Source organism: Pectobacterium wasabiae CFBP 3304 (assembly GCF_001742185.1).
GTDB lineage: Bacteria > Pseudomonadota > Gammaproteobacteria > Enterobacterales > Enterobacteriaceae > Pectobacterium > Pectobacterium wasabiae.
The window spans coordinates 4,012,289-4,036,435 of record NZ_CP015750.1; the positions used below are offsets into that span (position 1 = coordinate 4,012,289).

24 protein-coding genes and 1 other annotated feature are annotated in these 24,147 nt (G+C 48.7%); of the genes, 14 read left to right on the plus strand and 10 right to left on the minus strand.

Annotated features, from left to right (window positions below; translation table 11 throughout):
• Window positions 1–38: 38 nt before the first annotated feature.
• The 13 genes from htpX to ihfA all read left to right on the plus strand — a co-directional run bounded on the left by htpX (window position 39) and on the right by ihfA (window position 12,937).
• Entirely contained in the window at window positions 39–920 is an 882-nt protein-coding gene (gene htpX / locus A7983_RS18320) for a protease HtpX (RefSeq protein ID WP_005968910.1), read from the plus strand.
• Window positions 921–1,261: 341 nt separating this feature from the next.
• Complete coding sequence (gene ogl, locus A7983_RS18325; RefSeq protein ID WP_005968909.1) at window positions 1,262–2,428, plus strand: oligogalacturonate lyase; 1,167 nt, start codon at window positions 1,262–1,264, stop codon at window positions 2,426–2,428.
• A 214-nt stretch (window positions 2,429–2,642) separates the two neighbouring features.
• The gene (gene kdgR, locus A7983_RS18330) at window positions 2,643–3,434 is read left to right on the plus strand and encodes a DNA-binding transcriptional regulator KdgR (protein ID WP_005968907.1); all 792 of its coding nucleotides are present in this window, start codon (window positions 2,643–2,645) and stop codon (window positions 3,432–3,434) included.
• A 257-nt stretch (window positions 3,435–3,691) separates the two neighbouring features.
• Complete coding sequence (locus A7983_RS18335) at window positions 3,692–3,955, plus strand: YebO family protein (RefSeq protein ID WP_005968906.1); 264 nt, start codon at window positions 3,692–3,694, stop codon at window positions 3,953–3,955.
• A 126-nt stretch (window positions 3,956–4,081) separates the two neighbouring features.
• The gene (locus tag A7983_RS18340) at window positions 4,082–5,473 is read left to right on the plus strand and encodes an amino acid permease (protein ID WP_005968903.1); all 1,392 of its coding nucleotides are present in this window, start codon (window positions 4,082–4,084) and stop codon (window positions 5,471–5,473) included.
• A 264-nt stretch (window positions 5,474–5,737) separates the two neighbouring features.
• On the plus strand, window positions 5,738–7,666 hold the full coding sequence (thrS, locus tag A7983_RS18345; protein ID WP_005968901.1) for a threonine--tRNA ligase: 1,929 nt from the start codon (window positions 5,738–5,740) through the stop codon (window positions 7,664–7,666).
• Between the two features lie 2 nt (window positions 7,667–7,668).
• Complete coding sequence (gene infC, locus A7983_RS23600) at window positions 7,669–8,211, plus strand: translation initiation factor IF-3 (RefSeq protein WP_011093973.1); 543 nt, start codon at window positions 7,669–7,671, stop codon at window positions 8,209–8,211.
• Window positions 8,212–8,324: 113 nt separating this feature from the next.
• Window positions 8,325–8,522, plus strand: coding sequence for a 50S ribosomal protein L35 (gene rpmI / locus A7983_RS18355; protein WP_005968897.1), 198 nt, complete (start codon window positions 8,325–8,327; stop codon window positions 8,520–8,522).
• A 43-nt stretch (window positions 8,523–8,565) separates the two neighbouring features.
• Window positions 8,566–8,922, plus strand: a complete 357-nt coding sequence (gene rplT, locus A7983_RS18360; RefSeq protein ID WP_005968887.1) for a 50S ribosomal protein L20 — start codon at window positions 8,566–8,568, stop codon at window positions 8,920–8,922.
• Between the two features lie 115 nt (window positions 8,923–9,037).
• Window positions 9,038–9,161, plus strand: a sequence feature (Phe leader region).
• Window positions 9,043–9,087, plus strand: coding sequence for a pheST operon leader peptide PheM (gene pheM / locus A7983_RS24255; RefSeq protein ID WP_193789851.1), 45 nt, complete (start codon window positions 9,043–9,045; stop codon window positions 9,085–9,087). Its footprint overlaps the feature before it by 45 nt.
• An 89-nt stretch (window positions 9,162–9,250) precedes the next feature.
• Window positions 9,251–10,234 carry a phenylalanine--tRNA ligase subunit alpha gene (pheS, locus tag A7983_RS18365; RefSeq protein ID WP_005968885.1) on the plus strand — a complete coding sequence of 328 codons (984 nt, stop codon included), beginning with the start codon at window positions 9,251–9,253 and terminating at the stop codon, window positions 10,232–10,234.
• Between the two features lie 14 nt (window positions 10,235–10,248).
• Window positions 10,249–12,636 (plus strand): phenylalanine--tRNA ligase subunit beta, encoded by a 2,388-nt coding sequence (pheT, locus tag A7983_RS18370; protein WP_005968883.1) that lies wholly within the window; start codon window positions 10,249–10,251, stop codon window positions 12,634–12,636.
• A 4-nt stretch (window positions 12,637–12,640) separates the two neighbouring features.
• Entirely contained in the window at window positions 12,641–12,937 is a 297-nt protein-coding gene (gene ihfA / locus A7983_RS18375) for an integration host factor subunit alpha (RefSeq protein ID WP_005968881.1), read from the plus strand.
• A 70-nt stretch (window positions 12,938–13,007) separates the two neighbouring features.
• On the opposite strand, the gene A7983_RS18380 is transcribed toward ihfA, so the two are convergent.
• The 5 genes from A7983_RS18380 to nadE form a co-directional block, all read right to left on the minus strand.
• Window positions 13,008–13,466: a GNAT family N-acetyltransferase gene (locus tag A7983_RS18380; protein WP_039477116.1), complete on the minus strand. Its 459-nt coding sequence runs from the start codon at window positions 13,464–13,466 to the stop codon at window positions 13,008–13,010.
• A 32-nt stretch (window positions 13,467–13,498) separates the two neighbouring features.
• Window positions 13,499–13,876 (minus strand): nitrous oxide-stimulated promoter family protein, encoded by a 378-nt coding sequence (locus A7983_RS18385; protein ID WP_005968877.1) that lies wholly within the window; start codon window positions 13,874–13,876, stop codon window positions 13,499–13,501.
• A 138-nt stretch (window positions 13,877–14,014) separates the two neighbouring features.
• Window positions 14,015–15,733, minus strand: a complete 1,719-nt coding sequence (locus tag A7983_RS18390) for an ABC transporter ATP-binding protein (RefSeq protein ID WP_005968875.1) — start codon at window positions 15,731–15,733, stop codon at window positions 14,015–14,017.
• A gap of 34 nt (window positions 15,734–15,767) precedes the next feature.
• The gene (yddG, locus tag A7983_RS18395; RefSeq protein WP_039477111.1) at window positions 15,768–16,664 is read right to left on the minus strand and encodes an aromatic amino acid DMT transporter YddG; all 897 of its coding nucleotides are present in this window, start codon (window positions 16,662–16,664) and stop codon (window positions 15,768–15,770) included.
• 217 nt (window positions 16,665–16,881) lie between these two features.
• A complete protein-coding gene (nadE, locus tag A7983_RS18400; RefSeq protein ID WP_005968871.1) occupies window positions 16,882–17,706 on the minus strand; it encodes an ammonia-dependent NAD(+) synthetase in 825 nt (274 codons plus the stop codon).
• A gap of 226 nt (window positions 17,707–17,932) precedes the next feature.
• Here nadE and osmE point away from each other — a divergent pair, with 226 nt between their 5' ends.
• Window positions 17,933–18,265, plus strand: a complete 333-nt coding sequence (osmE, locus tag A7983_RS18405; RefSeq protein ID WP_005968869.1) for an osmotically-inducible lipoprotein OsmE — start codon at window positions 17,933–17,935, stop codon at window positions 18,263–18,265.
• Between the two features lie 79 nt (window positions 18,266–18,344).
• Here the strand turns inward: osmE and A7983_RS18410 are convergent, their stop codons facing one another.
• From A7983_RS18410 to A7983_RS18430, 5 genes are all read right to left on the minus strand, one after another.
• Window positions 18,345–19,739 carry an L-cystine transporter gene (locus A7983_RS18410; protein ID WP_005968867.1) on the minus strand — a complete coding sequence of 465 codons (1,395 nt, stop codon included), beginning with the start codon at window positions 19,737–19,739 and terminating at the stop codon, window positions 18,345–18,347.
• 177 nt (window positions 19,740–19,916) lie between these two features.
• Complete coding sequence (locus tag A7983_RS18415) at window positions 19,917–20,492, minus strand: metal-dependent hydrolase (RefSeq protein ID WP_005968865.1); 576 nt, start codon at window positions 20,490–20,492, stop codon at window positions 19,917–19,919.
• 99 nt (window positions 20,493–20,591) lie between these two features.
• Complete coding sequence (paeX, locus tag A7983_RS18420; protein WP_005968863.1) at window positions 20,592–21,548, minus strand: pectin acetylesterase PaeX; 957 nt, start codon at window positions 21,546–21,548, stop codon at window positions 20,592–20,594.
• A 335-nt stretch (window positions 21,549–21,883) separates the two neighbouring features.
• Entirely contained in the window at window positions 21,884–22,597 is a 714-nt protein-coding gene (locus A7983_RS18425; RefSeq protein ID WP_005968861.1) for an oligogalacturonate-specific porin KdgM family protein, read from the minus strand.
• Between the two features lie 256 nt (window positions 22,598–22,853).
• Window positions 22,854–24,143 carry an ABC transporter substrate-binding protein gene (locus A7983_RS18430; RefSeq protein WP_005968860.1) on the minus strand — a complete coding sequence of 430 codons (1,290 nt, stop codon included), beginning with the start codon at window positions 24,141–24,143 and terminating at the stop codon, window positions 22,854–22,856.
• Window positions 24,144–24,147: the final 4 nt, after the last annotated feature.

Here is a 24,147-nt window from a genome sequence, read left to right on the forward strand (position 1 = left end):
TGCAACTTTATTTTTCTGCGAGAGGAAATCAGACCTTTATGATGCGTATTGCGCTTTTCCTGATCACCAACCTGGCGGTGATGTTGGTTTTCGGGCTGGTACTCAGCCTGACGGGAATTCAGTCCAGCAGTGTCCAGGGCTTAATGATTATGGCTGGGCTGTTTGGCTTTGGCGGTGCGTTTGTTTCACTGCTGATGTCTAAATGGATGGCGTTGCGGTCCGTTGGCGGTGAGGTCATTGAACAACCACGTAACGAAACTGAACGGTGGTTGGTTGAAACGGTTCGTTCACAGTCACAGCAGGCTGGGATCGCGATGCCACAGGTGGCCATTTACCATGCGCCAGATATCAATGCGTTCGCGACGGGAGCTCGTCGTGATGCGTCGCTGGTGGCGGTGAGCACTGGTTTGCTGCAAAACATGAGCCGTGACGAGGCCGAAGCGGTTATCGCGCATGAAATTAGCCATATCGCGAATGGTGACATGGTGACAATGACGCTGGTTCAGGGGGTAGTAAACACCTTCGTTATTTTTATCTCTCGCCTGATCGCTCAGGTCGTTTCTGGTTTCCTGTCCGGTAGCCGCGATGAAGGGGAAAGCAGCAGTGGCAACCTGCTGGTTTATTTTGCAGTCGCCACCGTGCTGGAATTGGTGTTTGGTATTCTTGCCAGTATTATCACCATGTGGTTCTCACGCTATCGTGAATTCCATGCGGATGCAGGCTCTGCCAAGCTGGTGGGGCGTGAAAAAATGATCGCTGCACTGCAACGCTTGAAGACCAGCTACGAACCGCAGGAAGAGGGCAGCATGATGGCTTTCTGCATTAACGGAAAATCGAAATCCTTCAGCGAACTGTTCATGTCACACCCACCGTTGGATAAGCGTATCGAAGCGTTGCGTTCCGGTGAGTACCTGAAGTAATTCACGATGTTTTCCTTCCAAAGGCCCATTCGGGCCTTTGTTATTTCTGCGTTTCTTGATTCATCGTTCCTGCGCTTTCTCTGTCTGAATATTTTCATTAGATCTGAAACAGGTGGTGAAAATAGGAAGAATGTTTTATAAAATAAAACCACGATCACGGAAAAATGAAACATTGTTTCTATAATGCCGATATAACAGGCGTCTCGCGTGAGATTGGTGGCCTGATTTTTGAACAACCGGTGTCGGAGTAATCGACTAGCTGGGCGAGCGGAATATCAGGTTATCGGAGAGTATGCGCGTGTGGCGTCAGATTCTTCATGATAAGTTCTAAGGATTTACGGATGGCCAAAGGTAACAAGATTCCCCTAACGTTCCATACCTATCAGGATTCAGCAACTGGCACCGAAGTTGTGCGTTTAACCCCGCCCGATGTCATCTGCCACCGCAACTATTTCTACCAGAAATGTTTCTTCAATGACGGCAGCAAACTGTTGTTTGGTGCGGCATTTGATGGTCCATGGAATTACTATCTGCTGGATTTAAAAGCGCAGAATGCCACGCAGTTGACGGAAGGCAAGGGCGACAACACGTTCGGTGGTTTCCTGTCCCCGAATGACGATGCGCTGTATTACGTTAAAAATACTCGCAACCTGATGCGTGTCGATCTGGCTACGCTGGAAGAGAAAACCATTTACCAAGTGCCTGACGATTGGGTCGGTTACGGTACGTGGGTTGCCAATTCCGATTGCACTAAAATGGTCGGTATTGAGATCAAAAAAGAAGACTGGAAACCACTGACCGATTGGAAAAAATTCCAGGAGTTCTATTTCACTAATCCTTGCTGCCGCCTGATTCGCGTCGATTTGGTAACCGGTGAAGCAGAAACGATCCTTCAGGAAAATCAGTGGCTGGGTCACCCAATCTACCGTCCGGGTGATGACAACACGGTCGCTTTCTGCCACGAAGGCCCACACGATCTGGTTGATGCCCGTATGTGGTTCATCAACGAAGACGGTACCAACATGCGTAAAGTGAAAGAGCATGCTGAAGGCGAAAGCTGTACCCACGAATTCTGGGTACCAGATGGTTCCGCGATGATTTACGTCTCTTACCTTAAAGACGATACCAACCGCTATATCCGCAGTATCGATCCCGTTACGCTAGAAGATCGTCAATTGCGCATCATGCCGCCGTGTTCTCACCTGATGAGTAACTATGATGGCACACTGTTGGTTGGTGACGGCTCTGATGCGCCGGTCGACGTGCAGGATGATGGTGGCTACAAGATTGAGAACGATCCGTTCCTGTATGTTTTCAACCTGAAAACTGGCAAGGAACACCGTATTGCACAGCACAATACATCTTGGGAAGTGTTGGAAGGCGACCGTCAGGTCACTCACCCACACCCTTCTTTCACGCCGGATAATAAACAAGTTCTGTTTACTTCTGACGTAGATGGAAAGCCTGCGCTGTATCTGGCGAAGGTTCCTGATTCAGTCTGGAACTAATAATACGAATAAGTCCGCGTCACATTGTATGGCGCGGATTATTTTAAAATATTTACTTACATATTATTTTATTAAGTCTCTGACGCGGTTATTTCTCAAACTTAACTTGATTATCGTTATTGCTCCATTGCCATAATCAAAGCGTTCCCTTTATACTAAAACCATTGTTCTATTTTTTTTAAAACAAAAAAACCTGAGTAGGGTAACCACAAAAATGGCTATTGCAGATTTAGATAAACAACCCGATTCCGTGTCGTCCGTTTTAAAGGTTTTTGGTATTTTGCAGGCATTAGGTGAAGAGAGAGAAATTGGTATTACCGAGCTTTCTCAGCGCGTGATGATGTCCAAGAGTACCGTTTACCGCTTCTTGCAGACGATGAAATCCCTGGGCTATGTTGCGCAGGAAGGTGAATCGGAGAAATATTCGCTGACGCTCAAGTTGTTTGAACTTGGTGCAAAAGCATTGCAGAACGTAGATTTAATCCGCAGTGCGGATATACAGATGCGAGAGTTGTCCGCGCTAACGAGGGAAACGATCCACCTCGGTGCGTTGGATGAAGACGGCATCGTTTATATCCACAAAATTGACTCGATGTATAACCTGCGCATGTATTCGCGTATCGGTCGCCGTAATCCGCTGCACAGCACTGCAATTGGTAAAGTGCTATTGGCATGGCGAGATCGCGGTGAAGTGGAGGAAGTTCTGTCGACTGTCGAATTTACTCGCAGTACACCACATACGTTGTGCTCTGCTGAAGCTCTTCTTAATCAATTGGATATCGTGCGCGAGCAAGGCTACGGTGAAGATAAAGAAGAACAGGAAGAAGGACTGCGTTGCATTGCCGTTCCGGTATTTGATCGCTTTGGTGTTGTAATTGCTGGCCTCAGTATTTCTTTCCCAACGATTCGTTTTTCAGAAGAAAACAAACACGAATATGTGGCCACGTTGCACACCGCAGCCAGAAATATTTCTGAGCAGATGGGCTACCACGATTATCCCTTCTGATATTCCTATCGCTTGCTAAGCCTGTCCTCGTCGACAGGCTTTTTTTTATGGCGTGCCATCCCTGGCCGCCACCCCGCGGTCCGTCGCAAGCGACGTTGAAAAGCGTTCCCCACGCTTTTTTATTTTTTTCGCTAATACGATAGCGATGTGCAGCAATATGCTGTGGAGAACGGATGGCGACGGGTATCGAATTTGGCTACGCCCTGATGTTAAGATAGCCGTAGATATCTGTCTAAGTAGTGATAAGTGGAGTCGTTGTGAACATATTAGAAGTGGTTTTTGTCTTGCTGGTCGTGCTACTGGCCGCGCTGGTCTGGTTTTTTGTCAATCGGGCGAGCGTCAGAGCGAATGAGCAAGTGAAATTGCTGCAAGAGATCGTGGAGCAGCAACGTCAGCAGTTAGCGTTATTGAAAAAATTATTGCCCCAGAATGTAGAGAAAAGTGAGCCTGAAACGCTTGTCACCGAGCTCGATCGTGATGATGTGGAGTTAACGTTTAAAAATGTCATTCCCGAACGTTGATAGCCTAATCACCGTGTAGCGCTTAAATACACTTCTTTTGCCTGTCTGCACCTGCTTTCATGCTGATGCTGCAAGCAGGCATAGTTATAAAAATGAAGAAGGCTTTACAGGAAACATAAAAACAATATGGCAAATGCTCAAAACAACATGGCAACCGATCACCAGGAACTGGTTTTAAAACGAGGGTTAAAAAATCGACATATTCAGTTGATAGCACTGGGTGGCGCTATTGGTACTGGGTTGTTTTTAGGGATATCGCAGACCATTCAAATGGCTGGTCCGTCCGTCTTATTGGGCTATGCGATCGCCGGCATGATTGCGTTTCTGATTATGCGGCAATTGGGTGAGATGGTCGTGGAAGAACCAGTAGCGGGTTCATTCAGCCATTTTGCCTTTAAATACTGGGGCGATTTTGCGGGTTTCCTCGCGGGTTGGAACTACTGGGCGATGTTTATTCTAGTAGGGATGGCAGAGTTGACCGCTGTGGGTATTTATATCCAATATTGGTGGCCTGAGACGCCAACCTGGCTGTCTGCGGCGATCTTCTTTGTGCTGATCAACCTGATTAATCTGGTTAATGTGCGGATGTTTGGGGAAACGGAATTTTGGTTCGCCATTATCAAAGTACTTGCCATTGTCGGGATGATTGTCTTTGGCAGTTGGCTGTTGCTGAGTGGCAATGGTGGCGAGACCGCGACGGTACGTAATTTATGGATCCATGGCGGATTCATGCCGAATGGCGCAAGTGGCTTGATCATGGCGATGGCGGTGATCATGTTTTCATTCGGTGGACTGGAATTGGTAGGCATTACGGCCGCAGAAGCCGCCGATCCGAAACGCTCGATCCCGCAGGCGACCAATCAGGTGGTATATCGCATCCTGATTTTCTATATTGGTTCGCTGTCTATTTTGTTATCGCTCTACCCGTGGGGGAATGTGGTTGGCGGCGGTAGTCCGTTTGTCCTGATTTTCCAGGCGCTTAACAGTCATATCGTGGCGAACGTGCTCAACGTCGTGGTTCTGACGGCAGCGCTATCCGTGTATAACAGCGGCGTATACTGCAATAGCCGGATGCTGTACGGTTTAGCAAAACAGGGAAATGCGCCGAAGTCTTTGGCGAAGGTTAACGCACGCGGTGTGCCCGTTCGGTCTATCGCACTGTCAGCGTTGGCGACATCACTTGGTGTAGCGATTAACTACCTGATGCCGGGTAAAGCCTTTGAGCTGCTGATGGCACTGGTGGTGTCCACGCTGGTGATTAATTGGATCATGATCTGTTTTGCCCACCTGCGTTTTCGTCAGGCGATGATAGAGAAGGGCGTTGTGCCCGCGTTTAAAGCGTTCTGGTATCCGTGGGGTAACTATCTGTGCCTGGCGTTTCTGGCGGGGATTCTGGTGATTATGCTGCTATCGCCGGAGATTCGCATATCGGTAGTGTTAATTCCGTTCTGGATCGCTGTTATTTGGCTGGGTTTCCGTTTCTCCCGCAAAAATAACGCAGCACTGAAATCGGCATAGATACAATAAATTTTTTGGCCTGCTTATTGCGATACAACGATGAGCAGGCTACCCATCCGGCTTTAACACACCCGTTATAAGGTGTATTATTGCCCTGACGTTATTCATGTCACGCTAATGCGTACCTGTCGTGTTCGCATCATGTGTATATATTTCACAGAGTACAGAGAAATAGCATGGGTAACACTTTTGATTTTCAATTGATATGCGATTTTTTGCATGTGAGCTTTCGTGTGGCTCACCACTGTAAATAAGGGAATTATAATGCCAGTTATCACCCTTCCTGATGGAAGTCAGCGTCATTACGACCACGCCGTTTCTCCCCTCGATGTTGCACTTGATATTGGTCCCGGTCTGGCAAAAGCCTGTATCGCCGGACGTGTCAATGGCGAGCTGGTTGATGCCAGCGATAAGATCGATACCGATGCGCAGTTAGCCATCATTACTGCCAAAGATGAAGCCGGTCTGGAGATTATTCGTCACTCCTGTGCGCACCTGCTGGGCCATGCGATCAAGCAACTGTGGCCAGATACCAAAATGGCGATTGGTCCGGTTATCGATAACGGTTTTTACTATGACGTTGACATCGACCGTACCCTGACTCAGGAAGACATTGAGCTGCTCGAAAAGCGTATGCATGAGCTCGCTGACACTGACTATGACGTAATCAAGAAAAAAGTCAGTTGGCAGGAAGCGCGTGACGCGTTTGCCGCGCGCGGTGAGACCTACAAAATTGCGATTCTGGATGAGAACATCAGCCACGACGATCGTCCGGGTCTATATCACCATGAAGAATACGTCGATATGTGCCGTGGCCCGCACGTACCGAATATGCGTTTCTGCCATCATTTCAAATTACAGAAAACCTCCGGTGCTTACTGGCGTGGCGACAGCAAAAACAAAATGCTGCAACGCATCTACGGCACTGCATGGGCGGATAAAAAGCAGTTGGCTTCTTACCTGCAACGTCTTGAAGAAGCGTCTAAGCGCGACCACCGTAAGATCGGTAAACAGCTTGACCTGTATCATATGCAGGAAGAAGCGCCAGGTATGGTGTTCTGGCACAACGACGGTTGGACGATCTTCCGTGAGTTGGAAGCGTTTGTACGGATGAAGCTGAAGTCATACCAGTATCAGGAAGTGAAAGGTCCATTTATGATGGATCGTGTGATGTGGGAAAAAACCGGCCACTGGGAAAACTACAAAGAAGCGATGTTCACGACGTCGTCAGAGAACCGTGAATATTGCATCAAGCCGATGAACTGCCCGGGTCACGTACAAATTTTCAATCAGGGATTGAAATCCTATCGCGATCTGCCGCTGCGTATGGCGGAGTTCGGCAGTTGCCACCGTAATGAACCGTCAGGCTCTCTGCATGGTTTAATGCGTGTGCGTGGCTTCACTCAGGATGATGCACACATCTTCTGTACGGAAGAGCAGGTTCGTGATGAAGTGAATAGCTGCATCAAGATGGTGTATGACATGTATAGCACCTTCGGTTTTGAAAAAATCGTGGTGAAACTGTCTACGCGTCCTGAAAAACGCATTGGTAGCGATGAGATGTGGGATCGTGCTGAAGCCGATTTGGCGGCGGCGCTGACTGAAAATAACATCGAATTCGCCTATCAGCCGGGTGAAGGGGCGTTCTACGGCCCAAAAATTGAATTTACCTTGCATGACTGTTTGGATCGTGCGTGGCAGTGTGGTACGGTGCAGCTCGACTTTTCATTGCCGGGTCGTCTGAACGCATCTTACGTTGGTGAAAGCAACGAGCGTCAGGTACCGGTTATGATTCACCGGGCTATTTTGGGATCAATGGAGCGTTTCATCGGTATTTTGACCGAAGAATTCGCAGGCTTTTTCCCAACCTGGTTAGCGCCGGTTCAAGTGGTGATTATGAATATCACTGATAGTCAGGCTGATTATGTCAACGAATTGACCCAAAAATTGCAAGAAGCGGGCATTCGTGTGAAAGCAGACTTGAGAAATGAGAAAATAGGCTTTAAAATCCGCGAACACACTTTACGACGCGTTCCCTATATGCTGGTTTGTGGCGACAAAGAGGTCGAGGCAGGAAAAGTTGCTGTCCGCACTCGTCGTGGTAAAGACCTGGGGAGCTTGGATGTCAGTGAAGTTATCAGCAAGCTGCTGCAAGAGATTCGCAGCCGTAGTCTTCATCAATTGGAGGTATAGGTATTAAAGGCGGAAAACGAGTTCAACCGGCGCGTCCTAATCGCATCAACAGAGAGATTCGCGCAAATGAGGTACGCCTGACAGGCGTCGAAGGCGAACAGCTTGGCATCGTAAGTCTAAATGAAGCGTTAGAAAAAGCCGAAGAAGCAGGTGTTGATTTAGTTGAAATCAGTCCGAACGCCGAGCCTCCGGTTTGCCGAATTATGGATTACGGCAAGTTCCTTTATGAGAAGAGTAAAGCTACAAAGGAACAGAAGAAAAAACAAAAAGTTATTCAGGTCAAGGAAATCAAATTCCGACCTGGTACCGATGATGGCGACTATCAGGTCAAACTACGCAACCTGATTCGCTTTCTTGAAGATGGTGACAAAGCTAAAATCACACTGCGTTTTCGCGGTCGTGAAATGGCACACCAACAGATTGGTATCGAAGTGCTTAACCGCGTTCGTGACGATCTGAGTGAACTGGCAGTTGTCGAATCCTTCCCATCGAAGATCGAAGGCCGTCAGATGATCATGGTGTTAGCACCGAAGAAGAAACAGTAAGGCATTCAAGTAGCGGAACCGCACTGCTTTTATTTTGCGCTAAGCGATAAATTCGTGTGGTTTTGTTCGCCTTATCTGATTCGTTTTATTAACAATGCGAAGTGGAAATAACAATGCCAAAGATTAAAACAGTACGTGGCGCCGCTAAACGCTTTAAAAAAACCGCCGGTGGTGGTTTCAAGCGTAAGCATGCTAACCTGCGTCATATTCTGACTAAAAAGTCGACTAAGCGTAAACGTCACCTGCGTCCAAAAGGTATGGTCTCCAAAGGAGATCTGGGCCTTGTTATCGCATGTCTGCCATACGCATAAGTAACCTTTTTTTAATTCAGAATAAGACTTTAGGAGAGAGCATATGGCTCGCGTAAAACGTGGTGTAGTTGCCCGTGCACGTCACAAGAAAATATTGAAACAAGCGAAAGGTTACTACGGTGCCCGTTCGCGCGTTTATCGTGTTGCCTTCCAGGCAGTAATCAAAGCTGGTCAGTACGCTTACCGCGACCGTCGTCAACGTAAACGTCAATTCCGCCAGTTGTGGATTGCACGTATCAATGCAGCAGCCCGTCAAAACGGTTTGTCTTACAGCAAATTCATCAACGGCTTGAAAAAAGCTTCTGTTGAAATTGACCGTAAGATTCTGGCCGATATCGCAGTATTCGATAAGTTAGCGTTTAGCGCGCTGGTCGAAAAAGCGAAAGCGGCACTGGCGTAAGTCAGTTGAGAGAGGGAGCTTTGGCTCCCTCTTTTCGTCGAGCACTAGGGTTTTTGTTATTTACAATGCGATTTGTTATTCACGCAGTTTTTGTGGTTCTCAAAACAAGGTAACGCAAGTATGAACGCTGCTATTTTCCGTTTCTTTTCTTACTTTAGCGCCTGAATTCAGGGGGCTTTGCGCGTAAGAAAAGAAACGAAAAGTAGCGCTTAAGCCTCCCTAAGGGAGGCTTTTTTATTTATAATTATCGGTTTTTACTATCGTTTTTAGTAAAACGACATTCTTCAATCATGACAGTTGGCCGCATAGGCAGAAAAAGAGGAACACAATGCCACATCTCGCAGAACTGGTTGCCAAAGCCAGAACAGCTATAGAAGAGGCCCAGGATGTTGCCGCACTGGAAAATGTGCGTGTCGAATATCTGGGTAAAAAAGGTCACTTAACCCTTCAGATGACCTCGCTGCGCGAGTTGCCGGCTGAAGAACGCCCTGCCGCTGGTGCCGTTATTAACCAGGCTAAGCAAGATGTTCAGGACGCGCTGAATGCCCGTAAGCAAGTGCTGGAGTCCGCTGAATTAAATGCGCGTCTGGCGCAAGAAACCATCGATGTGTCCTTACCGGGTCGCACTATTGAGAATGGTGGTTTGCACCCAGTGACGCGCACTATCGATCGCATCGAAACCTTTTTCGGCGAGCTGGGTTTTTCGGTGGTTACCGGGCCAGAAATTGAAGACGACTACCACAACTTTGATGCGTTGAATATTCCAGGGCATCATCCTGCACGTGCTGACCACGACACGTTCTGGTTCGATGCTACGCGTCTGCTGCGTACACAGACTTCAGGCGTTCAGATCCGTACCATGGAAAAGCAGCAACCGCCTATTCGTATCATCGCGCCGGGCCGCGTTTATCGTAACGATTACGATCAGACCCACACGCCGATGTTTCATCAGATGGAAGGGTTGATCGTCGATAAAGACATCAGCTTCACCAATCTGAAAGGCACGCTGCATGATTTCCTACGTAATTTCTTTGAGGAAGATTTGCAGGTTCGCTTCCGCCCGTCTTATTTCCCGTTTACCGAGCCGTCCGCAGAAGTGGATGTCATGGGTAAAAACGGAAAATGGCTGGAAGTGTTGGGTTGCGGCATGGTGCACCCGAACGTCCTGCGTAATGTTGGCATCGATCCCGAAGTCTATTCCGGTTTCGCATTTGGTATGGGCATGGAGCGTCTGACGATGCTGCGCTATGGCGTGACCGATCTGCGTGCATTCTTCGAAAACGATCTGCGTTTCCTCAAACAGTTTAAGTAAGGCGGGTATACATCATGAAATTCAGTGAACTCTGGTTACGCGAGTGGGTAAACCCGGCGGTCGACAGCGAAACGCTATCCGAACAAATCACGATGGCTGGCCTGGAAGTTGACGGCGTTGAGCCTGCTGCTGGCGCATTCCACGGTGTGGTTGTCGGCGAAGTGGTTGAATGTGGGCAGCACCCGAATGCAGATAAACTGCGGGTGACAAAAGTGAATGTTGGTGGCGATCGCCTGCTGGATATTGTTTGCGGTGCGCCGAACTGCCGTCAGGGTCTGAAAGTGGCGGTGGCGACGGTAGGTGCCGTGTTGCCAGGCGACTTCAAAATCAAAGCCGCCAAACTGCGTGGCGAACCGTCTGAAGGCATGCTGTGCTCATTTTCCGAATTAGGTATTTCCGACGATCACGATGGCATCATTGAACTGTCAGTAGATGCGCCGATCGGCACGGATATTCGTGACTATTTGAAGTTAGATGACAACGCGATTGAAATCAGTGTGACACCAAACCGTGCGGATTGCTTAGGCATCATCGGCGTGGCGCGTGACGTGGCTGTGTTGAATCAACTGGCGTTGAATGAACCGACTATTGCGCCGGTTGCCGCGACGATCCAGGATACCTTCCCGATTCAGGTTGATGCGCCGCAGGCATGTCCACGTTATTTAGGCCGTGTAGTGAAAGGTATCAACGTTAAGGCAGCAACGCCGCTGTGGATGCGTGAAAAACTGCGTCGTTGCGGTATTCGCTCTATCGATCCCGTGGTTGACGTGACCAATTACGTTTTGCTGGAACTCGGCCAGCCGATGCACGCATTCGATCTTGACCGACTCAACGGCGGTATTATCGTGCGTATGGCGGAGGAGGGCGAAACGCTGACGCTGTTGGATGGTAACGAAGCGAAGCTGAACGCCGATACGCTGGTTATTGCTGACCAACAGAATGCGCTGGCGATGGGTGGCATCTTTGGCGGTGAGCATTCTGGCGTTAACGAAGAAACGCAAAACGTTCTGCTGGAATGTGCCTATTTCAACCCGCTGTCGATTACCGGACGCGCACGACGTCACGGTTTGCACACTGATGCTTCTCACCGCTACGAGCGTGGTGTGGATCCAGCATTGCAACATAAAGCTATTGAGCGCGCGACACGCCTGTTGATTGACATTTGCGGCGGTGACGCTGGTCCGGTAGTGGATGTCACCAGCAAAGCTGATTTGCCGACACGCGCAACGATTACGCTGCGTCGTGAGAAGTTGGATCGTCTGATTGGTCATGTGATTGCCGATGAGCAGGTGAGCGATATCCTGCAACGTCTGGGCTGTAACGTAGCGAAAATCGACGCAGGCTGGCAGGCGACGGCACCGAGCTGGCGTTTCGATATGGAAATCGAAGAAGATCTGGTTGAAGAAGTCGCGCGTATTTACGGCTACAACAACATTCCGAATATTCCTACTCAGGCTCCGTTGATCATGACCGCGCATCGTGAAGCGTCATTGTCATTGAAGCGTGTAAAGACATTATTAGTCGATCACGGTTATCAGGAAGCAATTACTTACAGTTTTGTTGACCCGAAAATTCAAGGATTAATCCACCCTGATGAAGCCTCACTGAGCCTGCCGAGCCCGATTTCAGCAGAGATGTCAGTGATGCGTTTATCGCTGTGGAGCGGCTTGCTGAGCGCTGCGGTGTATAACCAAAACCGCCAGCAAAGCCGCCTGCGCCTGTTTGAAAGCGGTTTGCGTTTTGTACCGGACACCAGTGCTGACCTGGGCATTCGTCAGGATCTGATGCTGGCGGGTGTGATTACTGGCACGCGTTATGAAGAGCATTGGGATCTGGCGCGTCAGGCCGTTGACTTCTATGATTTAAAAGGTGATTTGGAAGCGGTACTGGCATTGACGGGCAAATTGTCTGAGGTTGAATTCAGGGCTGAAAATAATCCGGCATTGCATCCAGGGCAAAGTGCTGCTATTTATCTGTGCGGAGAACGCATTGGATTTATTGGCGTTATTCACCCAGAACTGGAGCGCAAGTTGGATCTTAACGGGCGCACCGTTGTGTTCGAATTGTTGTGGGATAAGGTCGCAGACCGCGTATTGCCTGATGCGAACGAAATTTCCCGTTTCCCAGCGAACCGTCGTGATATTGCCGTTGTGGTAGCCGAAAATGTCCCTGCGGGTGATATTTTGGCTGAGTGTAAGAAAGTTGGCGCAAATCAGTTAGTTGGCGTAAACTTATTCGATGTGTACCGAGGGAAGGGCGTAGCGGAAGGTTATAAGAGCCTGGCTATCAGCCTGACTCTGCAAGATACCACGCGTACACTGGCAGAAGAGGAAATTGCCGCTACCGTTGCTGAGTGCGTAGCAGCATTAAAACAGCGATTCCAAGCATCCTTGAGGGATTGAACCTATGGCGCTTACTAAAGCTGAAATGTCAGAATACCTGTTTGAGAAGCTCGGGCTGAGCAAACGGGATGCCAAAGACCTAGTCGAGCTATTTTTTGAAGAAGTTCGTCGCGCTTTGGAAAATGGCGAGCAGGTCAAGTTGTCGGGTTTTGGCAATTTTGATTTGCGAGACAAGAACCAACGTCCAGGACGTAACCCAAAAACTGGCGAAGATATTCCGATTACGGCGCGCCGTGTGGTCACGTTCCGTCCGGGGCAAAAGCTAAAAAGCAGGGTAGAGAACGCGTCTCCCAAAGAGTAACAGTATCAACCCAAAAGGCCGCGCAAGCGGCCTTTTCCTCTTTAAGCCTTGACTGATAACACGCTTTCTATTAGGACGTTAGGTATTCCATGTGAAGAATGGGAAAAGGCTTGCCATACGAATCTTGCTCCGAACGGTGCTTTACGATAAATCCCATTTTTTCGTAAAATTTTCTGGCTCTTTCATTTTGCTCGTTAACATCAACTTTTGTTATAGGAAAGTGTGTGAGCACGAATGTGACCAGTTCACTGCCAATGCCGTTACCGCTCCAATGAGGTGCTACAAATAGCATCTCAATAGTGTCACCTGAGAGGCCGATAAAGCCCTTTATTTCACTTTCATGTGCTCTTATAACCGACACATTCAATACGGGTAGATAATCGTTCAAAATGCGCGGACGAAAAAAATGAATGTCCTCTTCACCGAGGAAAGTATGTGTGGCGCGAACGGATGACTCCCAGAGTGCGGTTAATGCGGGAAAGTCTGCTGGTGTGGCCGGTTCAATCATGCTCATGGATAATAATGGCATTCTCTGTTGCTAAATTAATGCGACAAAATAGGTTATTTAGAGGCTTTTTTAATACTTTCCGCTGTTACGCTTTTTGGTCGTGGATGATCTGGCACTGGCCGGTGATCGTCAATCAAGTGACGTATTGCCAAAATAGGGTGACGTAGCAGCATGCGTGGCCCCGACCAGCGCATAATCGCTTTGATCGCTTCGCGCCTGGCTGGTTGATAGCAGTGAATAGGACAGTGCTTACATGCGGGTTTATCTTCACCGAACTGGCAACGTTCCAGACGCTTGATGGCGTAGTTAAATAAGTCTTTATACTGCGCACTGTCGTCGGCTTCTGGGTGGTGCTTATCATACAATTCGATCATCAATCCGACGGTACGGATCTCCCGCTGCCGGTATTTTCCCAGAGGTTTTCTCGCCATGTGCGTCGTGTCCTGATGAAATCATAATTGATGTATTTTAAATGCAATTTATCGCAAGGGGAACCTCTGAGGTCACATCTATGTGTAAAAGGAAGAGGAGAAAAGGCGAGGAGAACCCTCGCCGGAGAAAAGAAGGGATCAAGTTTGGCTGAATTGTGCCTGATGTAAAGTCGCATAAATGCCACTGTGTTCCAGCAACGCTTGATGGCTGCCTTGCTCAATGATGCTGCCATTATCCACCACCACAATACGTCCTGCGTTCTGTATGGTTGCCAGTCGATGTGCGATGACCAGCGTGGTGCGTCCTGTGGAGAGCTCGCTAAGTGATTGCTGTATCGCCTGTTCCGTCGCTGTATCCAGTGCGGATGTCGCTTCGTCAAGAATCAGGATCGGCGGATTTTTCAGGAAGATTCGCGCGATAGACAAACGCTGCTTTTGCCCACCCGACAGCTTAACGCCGCGTTCGCCGACCACGGTATCCAGCCCTTCAGGCAGATTTTCGATCAGTTCATCTAATCTGGCCCGTCGTGCAGCTTCCATGATTTCATCATCGCTGGCACCCAGTTTTCCGTAGGCGATGTTTTCTCGAATGGTGCCGCCGAACAGGAAAACATCCTGCTGTACGATGCCAATTTGGCTGCGTAACGACGCCTGCGTCATCTGGCGGATATCCATGCCGTCAATGGTGATGGCCCCGTGGGTTAAATCGTAGAAGCGGGGCAGGAGAGAACAAAGTGTGGTTTTTCCTGCGCCGGACGGGCCAACAAACGCTACGGTTTCCCCCGCGCGAATCGATAGATCGATATTGCGCAGAATCGGACGTTCGGTGGAATAACCAAAGCCTACCTGTTTGAACTCGATATTACCTTTCAGCGGCCCGACATCATGTGCATCAGGGGCATCGGCAATTTCGGGAACCGTATCGATCAGTTGAGTAAAGCGCTTGAATCCCGCGATGCCTTTGGGATAGCTCTCCAGCACTGAGGTAATTTTGGCAACAGGACGGAAGAAAACCTCGATCAGCAGCAGAAAACCGATAAAACCGCCGTAGGTGAGTTCGCCCTGAATGACATACCAGATGCCCGCCAGCATCACGATAAGCTGTATCAGGCGCGTGCTGAGGTAGCTGAGCGTCATGCTGGCAGTCATGATGCGGTAGGCCTGCAATTTGGTGCGGCGGTAGTTTTCGTTATCGTGAGAAAACAGTTTCTTCTCATGGGTTTCATTAGCAAAAGCTTTAACGACACGGATACCGCCCACGCTCTCTTCAATGCGGGCGTTGAAGTTGCCTACCTGACCAAAGAGCTGACGCCAGGTTTCCGTCATGCGTGCGCCATAGCGGCTGACGAGATATCCCATGAAAGGTACGATAACAATCGTTAGCAACGCCAGATTCAGGTGAACCGTCGCCATCAGAATAAATGCGCCAATAAACGTCATGATAGCGAGGAACAGGTCTTCCGGGCCGTGGTGGGCGATTTCACCCACTTCTTCCAGATCTTTGGTGACGTGGGTGATGATATGCCCGGTCTTCATATTGTCGTAGTAACGGAAAGGCAAATTTTGCAGGTGTTCAAATGCCTGCCGGCGCATATCAGTTTCAATCCCCACGCCCAGCGCGTGTCCCCAATAGTTGACGATGGCCATCAGCGCCGTATTCAACAGGTATACAGCTAATAGCGCCACCGACGCTAACAGGATCAGTGACCAGTCTTGAGCGGGTAACAGTTTGTCGATGAACGCCTTAATCGCCATCGGAAAACCGAGTTCAAGCAGGCCAGCGATAATAGCGCAGCCAAAATCGAGGACGAATAACCCTTTGTAGGGAGAATAGTACGAAAAGAAACGGCTTAACATGTGTGGCTTTTTAGGTAACGAAATGTGGCCGATACTATAACAGGTTATCGCGGCAGGGGCGCGTTGCGTACCAGCAGAGCAGCGAGCCTATTGTGACCATTGCGACGCCTTGCCAGAATGAAATAGCGGGCGTGATGTTAAGCCAGATTGCCGCCAGCAATGTGGAAAGCACGGGCGTAAAGTAAGAGGCGGTTGCCAGCAACGTCAGGTTGCCATACTGAATACCGGCATTCCATGCTGAATAGGCCAATGCGGCTGAGGCACCCATAAACAGCAATTCCAGTAAACTCGGCAACGTTAATGAAATCGGCCCTTCGGCACTGAAGAAATACTGAATCCATAGCACCAGCGATGTGATGAAAAAGAACAGAGATACGCCACTTTTTCCCTGCCCGTAACGCTTGGTGACATTGCAATATAGCGCCCAGGTCAAGGCTGCGGAAAACGCCAGGCTGTAGGCCAGCGGGTTAGCAAGAATGTTGTTCCACAGTAGCTCTGGCGTCCAGTCGCTTTCCCCTTTCATAATCCACACGATGCCGCCTAGCGAGAGCGTGAGACCGGGCCAGAGCAGCAAACGGCTTTTCTGCTGATTGATAAAAAGAGAAAAAAGTATGGTCAAACTGGGCCACAGATAGTTAATCATCCCGATCTCCATCGCTTGCATGCGGCTATCGGCTAATCCGATGGAAAGCGACAAAAATATTTCATAACTGACAAACAGCGCACCGCCCGCGAACAAATAGATTCTGGGTAGCGTTTTAATGCGTGGCAGGCCATAAAAGGCCAGCAGGCATAGCGTGCTGGTGGAATAAATCATTGCCGCGCCCCCGATGGGGCCGAGCGCTTCTGTCAGGCTACGGATAAGCCCAACGGATGTACTCCATAGAATGATGGCCAGTAAGCCCGTGAGCGTGGCGCGCTGTGGCGTCATATTTATTCCTGTTATTCTGCCAATTGTCTGTGCGTTAGTTGCATTACCCGCTCCTTGCATGTTCATCGTCCTGATGGACAAACGCTTCAGGTTGTTAAAAACATTAACGTTTTGTCCTGGCACTCGAATGAGTGAGGATGCCGTAAAGCGCGAGCCGAAAGCATCAGGAGCGAACCGGACGTCGTTGTCCGCGTCCGGTGATGTTCATAGCGAGAGTTTACTGCCAGAAGTCATCAAATACGGTAATGGGGGGACGACGTTTGTGCTCCGTTTTACGATACCAGTTCTCGATTGTGGCCGCGTCGTCCGCCTCGATCTGCTTGCCTTCCAGATAATCGTCAATCTTTTCATAGGTCACGCCCAGCGCGACTTCATCGGGAAGGGACGGACGGTCTTCTTCCAGATCGGCCGTTGGAGCTTTCGTATACAGATGAGAAGGGCAGCCTAGTTCGCGCAACAGCGCTTTGCCCTGACGCTTATTCAGTCGGAAAATGGGGTTGATATCGGTACCGCCATCTCCGTATTTGGTGAAAAAGCCCGTTACCGCCTCTGCCGCATGATCGGTACCAACGACAAGGCCTGCGTTCATACCCGCGATGCTGTACTGTGCTTTCATGCGTTCCCGGGCTTTTTCATTGCCTTTGACAAAATCAGAAAGCTCTATGCCAATAGCACGTAAGGTGGCTTCACTGGCTTCGATAGCAGATTTGATATTTACGGTGAGTACGCGATCGGGTTGGATAAAGGCGATGGCATCCTGACAGTCTGCTTCATCAGCCTGTACGCCGTAAGGTAACCGGACAGCGATGAACTGATAGCGAGAATTTCCCGTCTCATTGCGCAATTCCGTGATAGCCGTCTGGCACAGTTTGCCTGTCAGCGTAGAATCCTGGCCACCGCTGATGCCCAGCACTAACGACGTAACGAACGGGTGGGCATTCAGATAATTCTTTAAAAAATCAACGCTAACACGGATTTCCTGTGCTGGATCGATGCTGCTTTTCACGCCCAACGCAGTGATAATGTCGTTTTGTAATGACATGCCATCTCCCTCCTGAACCTATTGATACTGCAAAAGAATTATTACGATTACCTGAGTGTAAAACGAATTGGCGTGAAGAAAAAGAGCAAGCTGTCAGGTAGTCATTTTCCCTATAGCTAACCGATTTTTAACTATCGGCCAATAGGTTACATCCCTACATTGTGATTTGAAAAAGTGGTCGCCGCCGACTAGCCTTAGGGTGACCCATTAATAATGAGGTGATGAGATGAAGAATAACAGATTACTGGTATGTATTGCGGCAGCGGGTGCTGTCATGTTGGCGGGATGTTCGGCTTACAACAAAGCAGAAAGCTATGTTAATGAGCCTGTGGTGAAAGATGTGAAGGTGGGTATGACGAAGCAGCAGGTCCATCAGATTGCGGGGAGTGGAGGCACCGAAAAACGGCTGGTTAATGCCAAGGGCACCTGTAGTGATTATCTGCTGAAAAACCGCGATGGTACCGCGCAGAACTATTTTGTGAGCTATAGCGATACGGGGCATGTTCTCAATAAAGGTTTCCAGAGTTGCCAGGCTTATGACACAAATCCACAGCGCTAAGTAACCTGATTGCACGACATTGTTATAAAAAAACGCCGATAGCTTCAGCCGTCGGCGTTTTTTTATGCAGCAGCATGGCTTAGCGGTGTGTTAACTCCGCGTCATCCTGTGCGTTGAAAACCGCTTTATCCGTCTGCTTCATCAACTGGCTGGTGACGGTTCCTGCCGTCATCGATCCGCTAACGTTGAGCGCAGTACGTCCCATATCGATAAGCGGTTCAATAGAGATCAGCAGAGCAACGAGCGTCACTGGCAATCCCATAGCGGGCAGGACGATGAGTGCGGCAAAGGTGGCCCCGCCGCCTACACCCGCGACACCCGCAGAGCTGATGGTGACAATGCCGACCAACGTTGCGATCCAGACCGGGTCCAGAGGATTAATTCCCACCGTTGGTGCGACCATCACGGCCAGCATTGCTGGATAAAGCCCCGCACAGCCGTTCTGACCGATTGTCGTACCGAAAGACGCCGCGAAGCTGGCGATAGATTGCGGAACGCCAATGCGGCGCGTTTGCGCTTCGATGCTGAGCGGAATAGTTGCCGCACTGGAGCGACTGGTAAACGCGAATGTCAGTACCGGCCAGACTTTGCGATAAAAACGGGCTGGATTGATGCCAGTGAAAGACAAAATCAGCGCATGTACGCCGAACATTATTGCCAGCCCCAGATAGGATGCAACAACGAAGCTACCCAGCTTGAGGATGTCTTGCAGGTTAGAGCTAGCAACCATTTTGGTCATCAGCGCCATGACGCCGTAAGGGGTTAGCTTCATCACCAGACGAACGAGTTTCATTACCCAGGATTGCAGCGTGTCAATAGCGGTTAACACACGTTCACCTTTCACGGCGTCATCTTTCAGCAGTTGTAACGCGGCAACGCCAAGGAAAGCCGCGAAGACGACGACGCTGATGATGGACGTTGGGTTAGCGCCGGTTAGTTCAGCAAACGGGTTTTTAGGAATGAATGACAGGATAAGTTGAGGAACGTTAAGGTCAGCGACTTTGCCTGCGTAGTTGCTTTCAATTGCCGTTAATCGTGCGGTTTCTTGCGCACCCTGTACCAGTCCAGTTGCCGTCAGGCCAAACAGATTGGTGACAAACACGCCGACCAACGCAGAAATCAGCGTAGTGATCAACAACGTGGAAAGCGTCAAGACGCTGATTTTCCCTAATGATGAAGCATTATGCAGTTTGGCGACGGAATTGAGGATGGAGATAAATACCAGCGGCATTACGATCATTTGTAACAACTGCACATAGCCATTACCGACGATGTTAAACCATGTGATGGACTGCTTAACGATCGGGTTGTCGCCGCCATAAATAAGATGTAGTGCCAGACCAAATAGCACCCCGACAACCAAACCCAGCAACACTTTCTTTGCCAGACTCCAGGATGGATTGCGGCTGGTGTAACCTAATCCGAGCAGCAATGCGACAAATAGCAGAATATTTATAAGTAGCGGAAAATTCATCCGGCCTTTCTCCCTATCAGTGAATCGCGTTATATCACACGGCCCACAAACTCACCCAATCGTTGGGCAGTTTGATGGAGAAGTCTGATTTTTCGCGATAAGAAATAATAAACGCGCACAGGATAGCAGGTCTTTTGCCATCGTGTTACCCAGACAAAGCCGTAGCAGACAACACCGCTATTTTACGTATTGAAAAAGGTAGGTCTGCGCGGACTGCAAAAAGCGAAATGACTGTTCGTAGGTACAGCAATCCAAATTTTTTTGCGGTTGATACAGCGAGAAACCGATACAGGCAAGGCATAGGAAGCGTTCTAGTTGATTGCCTTTTTGGCTGTTTAAAATCGGTAAGCGGAAACGCCAGCGGCAGGGCCAGAGCAGGGGAACACCGGAGGGGGTCAGCATATCAGCGAGAATGTGGCTCAGATAACCGACGATCATGGCATGATAGGCATCAGTCGGAATCGGCCAACTCGGTGGCAAGCGCGTCTGAATAAAGAAAATACCTGTAGCGATAGCCAGGAGGCTGTGAGTAAATCCTCGATGACCAAAAAGCCGCGCAATAGGCGTAGAAAGCCATTTAAGGCGTTGTCCAAGAACAGATTTTGGGTGATCGATATCGGGCAGCAGCGCGGTAAGGAGTGCTCCTGGGATAATGTGCCACCAATCTCCAGTAGCCAGCGCTGGCGATAGCTCAACTTTTTTAGCCAGAATCACGCAGGCAACAGAAAAAAGTAGGTGTCCTTCCGCAGTCATGAAACTTCTCAAATAAAACTGTTATTTTATACAGTATAAGAGATTATCTCTGTCTGCGGAAGCGGTGACAGCGTAACGATTTATTACGCTATGTCTCTATTATTGCGTGGCTTTAGGCTGTTCTATGGGCAACGTTTGCAGCCAATTGTCTAACAGTTGAGGCCATGCCGCTGCGGGAAGCCCCTTGGTACCGCGCAGACCGAAGCCATGCTTACCTTTCTCAAAGAGATGCATTTCAACCGGAATTTTTTCCCCTCGCAGTGCGTTAAACATCACCAGACTGTTATCAACCGATACTGACGGATCGTCAACGGCATGTACCAGAAACGTAGGGGGCGTTTGAGCCGTAACCTGTTTCTCTGGAGAATAACGGATCACCTGCGCTTCCGTTGGCTGTTCGCCGATTAATTGTTTACGCGAGCCTGCATGCGCAATATCGGCTTGCATAGAAATAACGGGGTACATCAACACCATAAAGTCAGGGCGTGCGCTTACGCTGTCAATGGCATCCATTGCGGGATAAACGGATTGTGCGAATCGGGTTCCGAGGCTAGCGGCAACGTGACCACCGGCAGAGAACCCCATAATACCGATGCGCTGTGGGTTAATGTGCCACTTATCAGCATTGGCTCTCAGTGTTCTTATTGCTCGTTGGGCATCGGCCAGTGGGGCATCAGCGCCTTCTTTATGGCCTTCACCGGGCATGCGATAGGTCATTACGAACAGGGTGTAGCCCTGCTGATTAAAGAATGGGGCCAGATCGCTGCCTTCTTTATCCAGCACGACGCGCTGATAAGAACCACCTGGCGTAATGAGCAATGCCATACCATTGGGTTTCTCTGCCTGATAAACGGTAATTTCGGGGCTGCGAATACCCATCGCTGCTCGGTCGGGGAGAGCAGCATCTTTACTTCGTTCGACTAGTTGCGGCTGCACCGTTGAGGAAGAAGCTCCCGGTGCATCACCGTGTGGCCAGACAGGGAAAACAGGTTGGGCGTAACTTAATCCATTTACAGACATCATAATGGCCCCGACAAGCAGAGAACGAACAATCATGATAGATCACCTGACAAAGGGAAAGGGGGTGAGCGATGATAAAAAATAGGGTAGCCATTACATCGGAGAAAAAATGACTACCCTGAACCGCAAAATATAAGAAAGAAGTAACATTCATACACGAAGAGGGTAAATCAGACACAGCAATTTCAACAGCTAAAACGCATGCAGCTAAATCGTATTTAACGGCACCACATGTAACAACGAAACGTAACTTGCTTAACCTACGACGGACATCATAATAAAGGGACGTTAATGATAGAACTGAGTGAATCAATTAACAATAACATCCCTTTCGCTAACTAATAACGCTTATTTAAATAACCAGGTCATTATTAGAAGCTGTATTGCACACCAACACGGTAACGAGTTTGACGATGATCGTTGGTGCCAGAATCGGCAACGTTACCTACCGCCATATAAGGCTTCCAGTTTTTATCCAGTTTATAAGACATTTTCACATCATGACTGAAATCGTATGTTTCATTGTCGTATTGATATGCGCCAGCTTTATTTGCTTTTTTGTAGTCCAGCTCGTAATCAACCTGGAAGTCTTTCAGGAATTTATAGCTAACAACAGCGGTCAAGTTATAACCGTTTTCTTGATTGTTTTTATTATTATTCAAATTGCCACTTATACGTTTGTAGTAAGGGCGATAGCGTAACGAGGTTGATAAATCATCGGTTAAATTGACTTTACCACGTAAATAAGGACGGTAGTTATTAGAGTCTGAGGCAGAATCTAAAGAGAATCCAGGCTCTAAGGAAAATGTTTTATTGAAGTTGTAAACATAGCTGGCTACCACTTCAGTACCGTTGCTGACGGTTTCATTAAAGGGTTTATTAGGCGTTGTATCTTCTTTAGACTGTCTCCATTTTGCTTCGACAGATAAGCCAAAACCATTGGCAAAACGGTGTGATACTGATAAACGATCGCGGTGATCGTTTTTCGGGGTGTCTTTCATTTCATGACGGTAATCGATGGTTACGGCCATTGCATTTACACTGATTAATGAAGTAACTGCCAGAGCTAGTAATTTAAATTTCATTGTTATATTCCCTATTGGTTAGGATGTCGCTTAATACTTTATTTCGAAAGGCGCATTATGCTTTTTGGGACAAGTTCTATTCTATTTATTATTAAATTACGTTCTGTGATCGAGATCGTCTTGGGTAACAAAAAGTAAAATGGGGTTTCAAATTGTGAGGAAGATCGAATTGAATATAAGGGTTGTTTTAATTTAAATGAAAAATCCCTGCCGTCGGTGCGGCAGGGATAAATTACTGGGTAAATCGCGTACTACATTATTTCATTGCGCGTTTCAGAATACGTTCAGATTGACGCTGGAAGTATTTCGCTGCGTCTTCAACAGATTTCTGACCGTAATCGATAGACTGGATGGTATCACCAAACAGAGAAACGATTTGTGGATCGTCGAAATAAGGAGAAACAGCAACGTCATGCGGCAGAGACAGCGCCAGTTTCAACCCAGCAACGGCTGGTGCATCATCTTTGATGACGCCATCAGCAGTCAACTGAGCCACAGCGGCTTTACTCAACGGTACACCACGCTCCAGACCCAGTGCTTGAGCGCCTTCCTTGCTGTTCAGCAGGAAGTTGATCAACTGAGCAGACTCTTTAGGATGCTTGGTTGATTTACCGATAGACAGCATCTGTGCAGGTTTGAAGAACAAACCGGAGTCTTTCGCATTAGGCAGCATTGGATAGTTACCCAACGCCAGTTTTGCTGGTGGTTGCAGGTTGTCAGAGTACTTGGTGATGGTGGAGTTCCACATGTAAGTACCAGACCACTCGCCATTGATCCATGGCTTCATCTCATACATGTTGCTCTTACCGAAAGAAGCATAGTATTTCGCATCAGGCATGACATGGCTGTCGATCAATTTCTTATACATGCCAAAGAATTCAACCCATTGTGCATCGGTATAGGCGAATTTCTGACTTTTTACATCAATAGCAGGAATGTTGTATTTCTGAACCATGTAAGAGTTCAGCAGTGCCAGAGAATCCTGGTGTTCCAACACGATAGGGTAGTATTGGTCGCCCAGTTTTTCTTTGAACACTTTACCGGCATTCAGCAGTTCGTCCCACGTTTTCGGGTATTCCAGACCTGCTTTTGCCCAGCTTTCGGTATTGAAGTAGAACACGCGAGCGGTAACAGAGATTGGAATACCGTTCAGCTTGCCGTTGACCGTGGTGTTTTGCAGTTCTTTTGCATCGAACTGTGTCAGATCCAGAGAATCTTTCACTTTGTTCAGATCATAAAAACCATCGCCGTTTTTGGAGAAAATCGGCAGCCAGTTCCAGTTGGTCTGCATCACATCTGGCTCAGTGTTACCGGCAATCTGTGTTGTCAGACGAGACAGGTGACCATCCCACCCGGTGTATTCCGCTTTCACGGTGATGTCTGGGTGCTGTTTATGGAACTCTTCAATGGCCTTGAGCGTCTGCTGGTGACGGCTGTTGCCGCCCCACCAGGACATTCTCAACTCAACCTGATCGGCTGCCAGAGATGGCATTGCAACTAATGCCAGAGATGAAGCTATTAACGTGTGTAGGATCGCTTTTTTCATCGGT

What these genes read in the sequence shown, in the direction of transcription:
- htpX (WP_005968910.1), top strand. Translation starts at nt 39, where the DNA reads ATGATGCGTATTGCGCTTTTCCTGATCACCAACCTGGCGGTGATGTTG.
- rpmI (WP_005968897.1), top strand. Translation starts at nt 8,325, where the DNA reads ATGCCAAAGATTAAAACAGTACGTGGCGCCGCTAAACGCTTTAAAAAA.
- nadE (WP_005968871.1), bottom strand. Translation starts at nt 17,706, where the DNA reads ATGTCATTACAAAACGACATTATCACTGCGTTGGGCGTGAAAAGCAGC.
- A7983_RS18425 (WP_005968861.1), bottom strand. Translation starts at nt 22,597, where the DNA reads ATGAAATTTAAATTACTAGCTCTGGCAGTTACTTCATTAATCAGTGTA.
- ihfA (WP_005968881.1), top strand. Translation starts at nt 12,641, where the DNA reads ATGGCGCTTACTAAAGCTGAAATGTCAGAATACCTGTTTGAGAAGCTC.
- A7983_RS18410 (WP_005968867.1), bottom strand. Translation starts at nt 19,739, where the DNA reads ATGAATTTTCCGCTACTTATAAATATTCTGCTATTTGTCGCATTGCTG.
- A7983_RS18390 (WP_005968875.1), bottom strand. Translation starts at nt 15,733, where the DNA reads ATGTTAAGCCGTTTCTTTTCGTACTATTCTCCCTACAAAGGGTTATTC.
- rplT (WP_005968887.1), top strand. Translation starts at nt 8,566, where the DNA reads ATGGCTCGCGTAAAACGTGGTGTAGTTGCCCGTGCACGTCACAAGAAA.
- A7983_RS18385 (WP_005968877.1), bottom strand. Translation starts at nt 13,876, where the DNA reads ATGGCGAGAAAACCTCTGGGAAAATACCGGCAGCGGGAGATCCGTACC.
- pheS (WP_005968885.1), top strand. Translation starts at nt 9,251, where the DNA reads ATGCCACATCTCGCAGAACTGGTTGCCAAAGCCAGAACAGCTATAGAA.
- A7983_RS18340 (WP_005968903.1), top strand. Translation starts at nt 4,082, where the DNA reads ATGGCAAATGCTCAAAACAACATGGCAACCGATCACCAGGAACTGGTT.
- A7983_RS18380 (WP_039477116.1), bottom strand. Translation starts at nt 13,466, where the DNA reads ATGCCATTATTATCCATGAGCATGATTGAACCGGCCACACCAGCAGAC.
- yddG (WP_039477111.1), bottom strand. Translation starts at nt 16,664, where the DNA reads ATGACGCCACAGCGCGCCACGCTCACGGGCTTACTGGCCATCATTCTA.
- A7983_RS18430 (WP_005968860.1), bottom strand. Translation starts at nt 24,143, where the DNA reads ATGAAAAAAGCGATCCTACACACGTTAATAGCTTCATCTCTGGCATTA.
- A7983_RS18415 (WP_005968865.1), bottom strand. Translation starts at nt 20,492, where the DNA reads ATGACTGCGGAAGGACACCTACTTTTTTCTGTTGCCTGCGTGATTCTG.
- osmE (WP_005968869.1), top strand. Translation starts at nt 17,933, where the DNA reads ATGAAGAATAACAGATTACTGGTATGTATTGCGGCAGCGGGTGCTGTC.
- ogl (WP_005968909.1), top strand. Translation starts at nt 1,262, where the DNA reads ATGGCCAAAGGTAACAAGATTCCCCTAACGTTCCATACCTATCAGGAT.
- thrS (WP_005968901.1), top strand. Translation starts at nt 5,738, where the DNA reads ATGCCAGTTATCACCCTTCCTGATGGAAGTCAGCGTCATTACGACCAC.
- kdgR (WP_005968907.1), top strand. Translation starts at nt 2,643, where the DNA reads ATGGCTATTGCAGATTTAGATAAACAACCCGATTCCGTGTCGTCCGTT.
- pheT (WP_005968883.1), top strand. Translation starts at nt 10,249, where the DNA reads ATGAAATTCAGTGAACTCTGGTTACGCGAGTGGGTAAACCCGGCGGTC.
- paeX (WP_005968863.1), bottom strand. Translation starts at nt 21,548, where the DNA reads ATGATTGTTCGTTCTCTGCTTGTCGGGGCCATTATGATGTCTGTAAAT.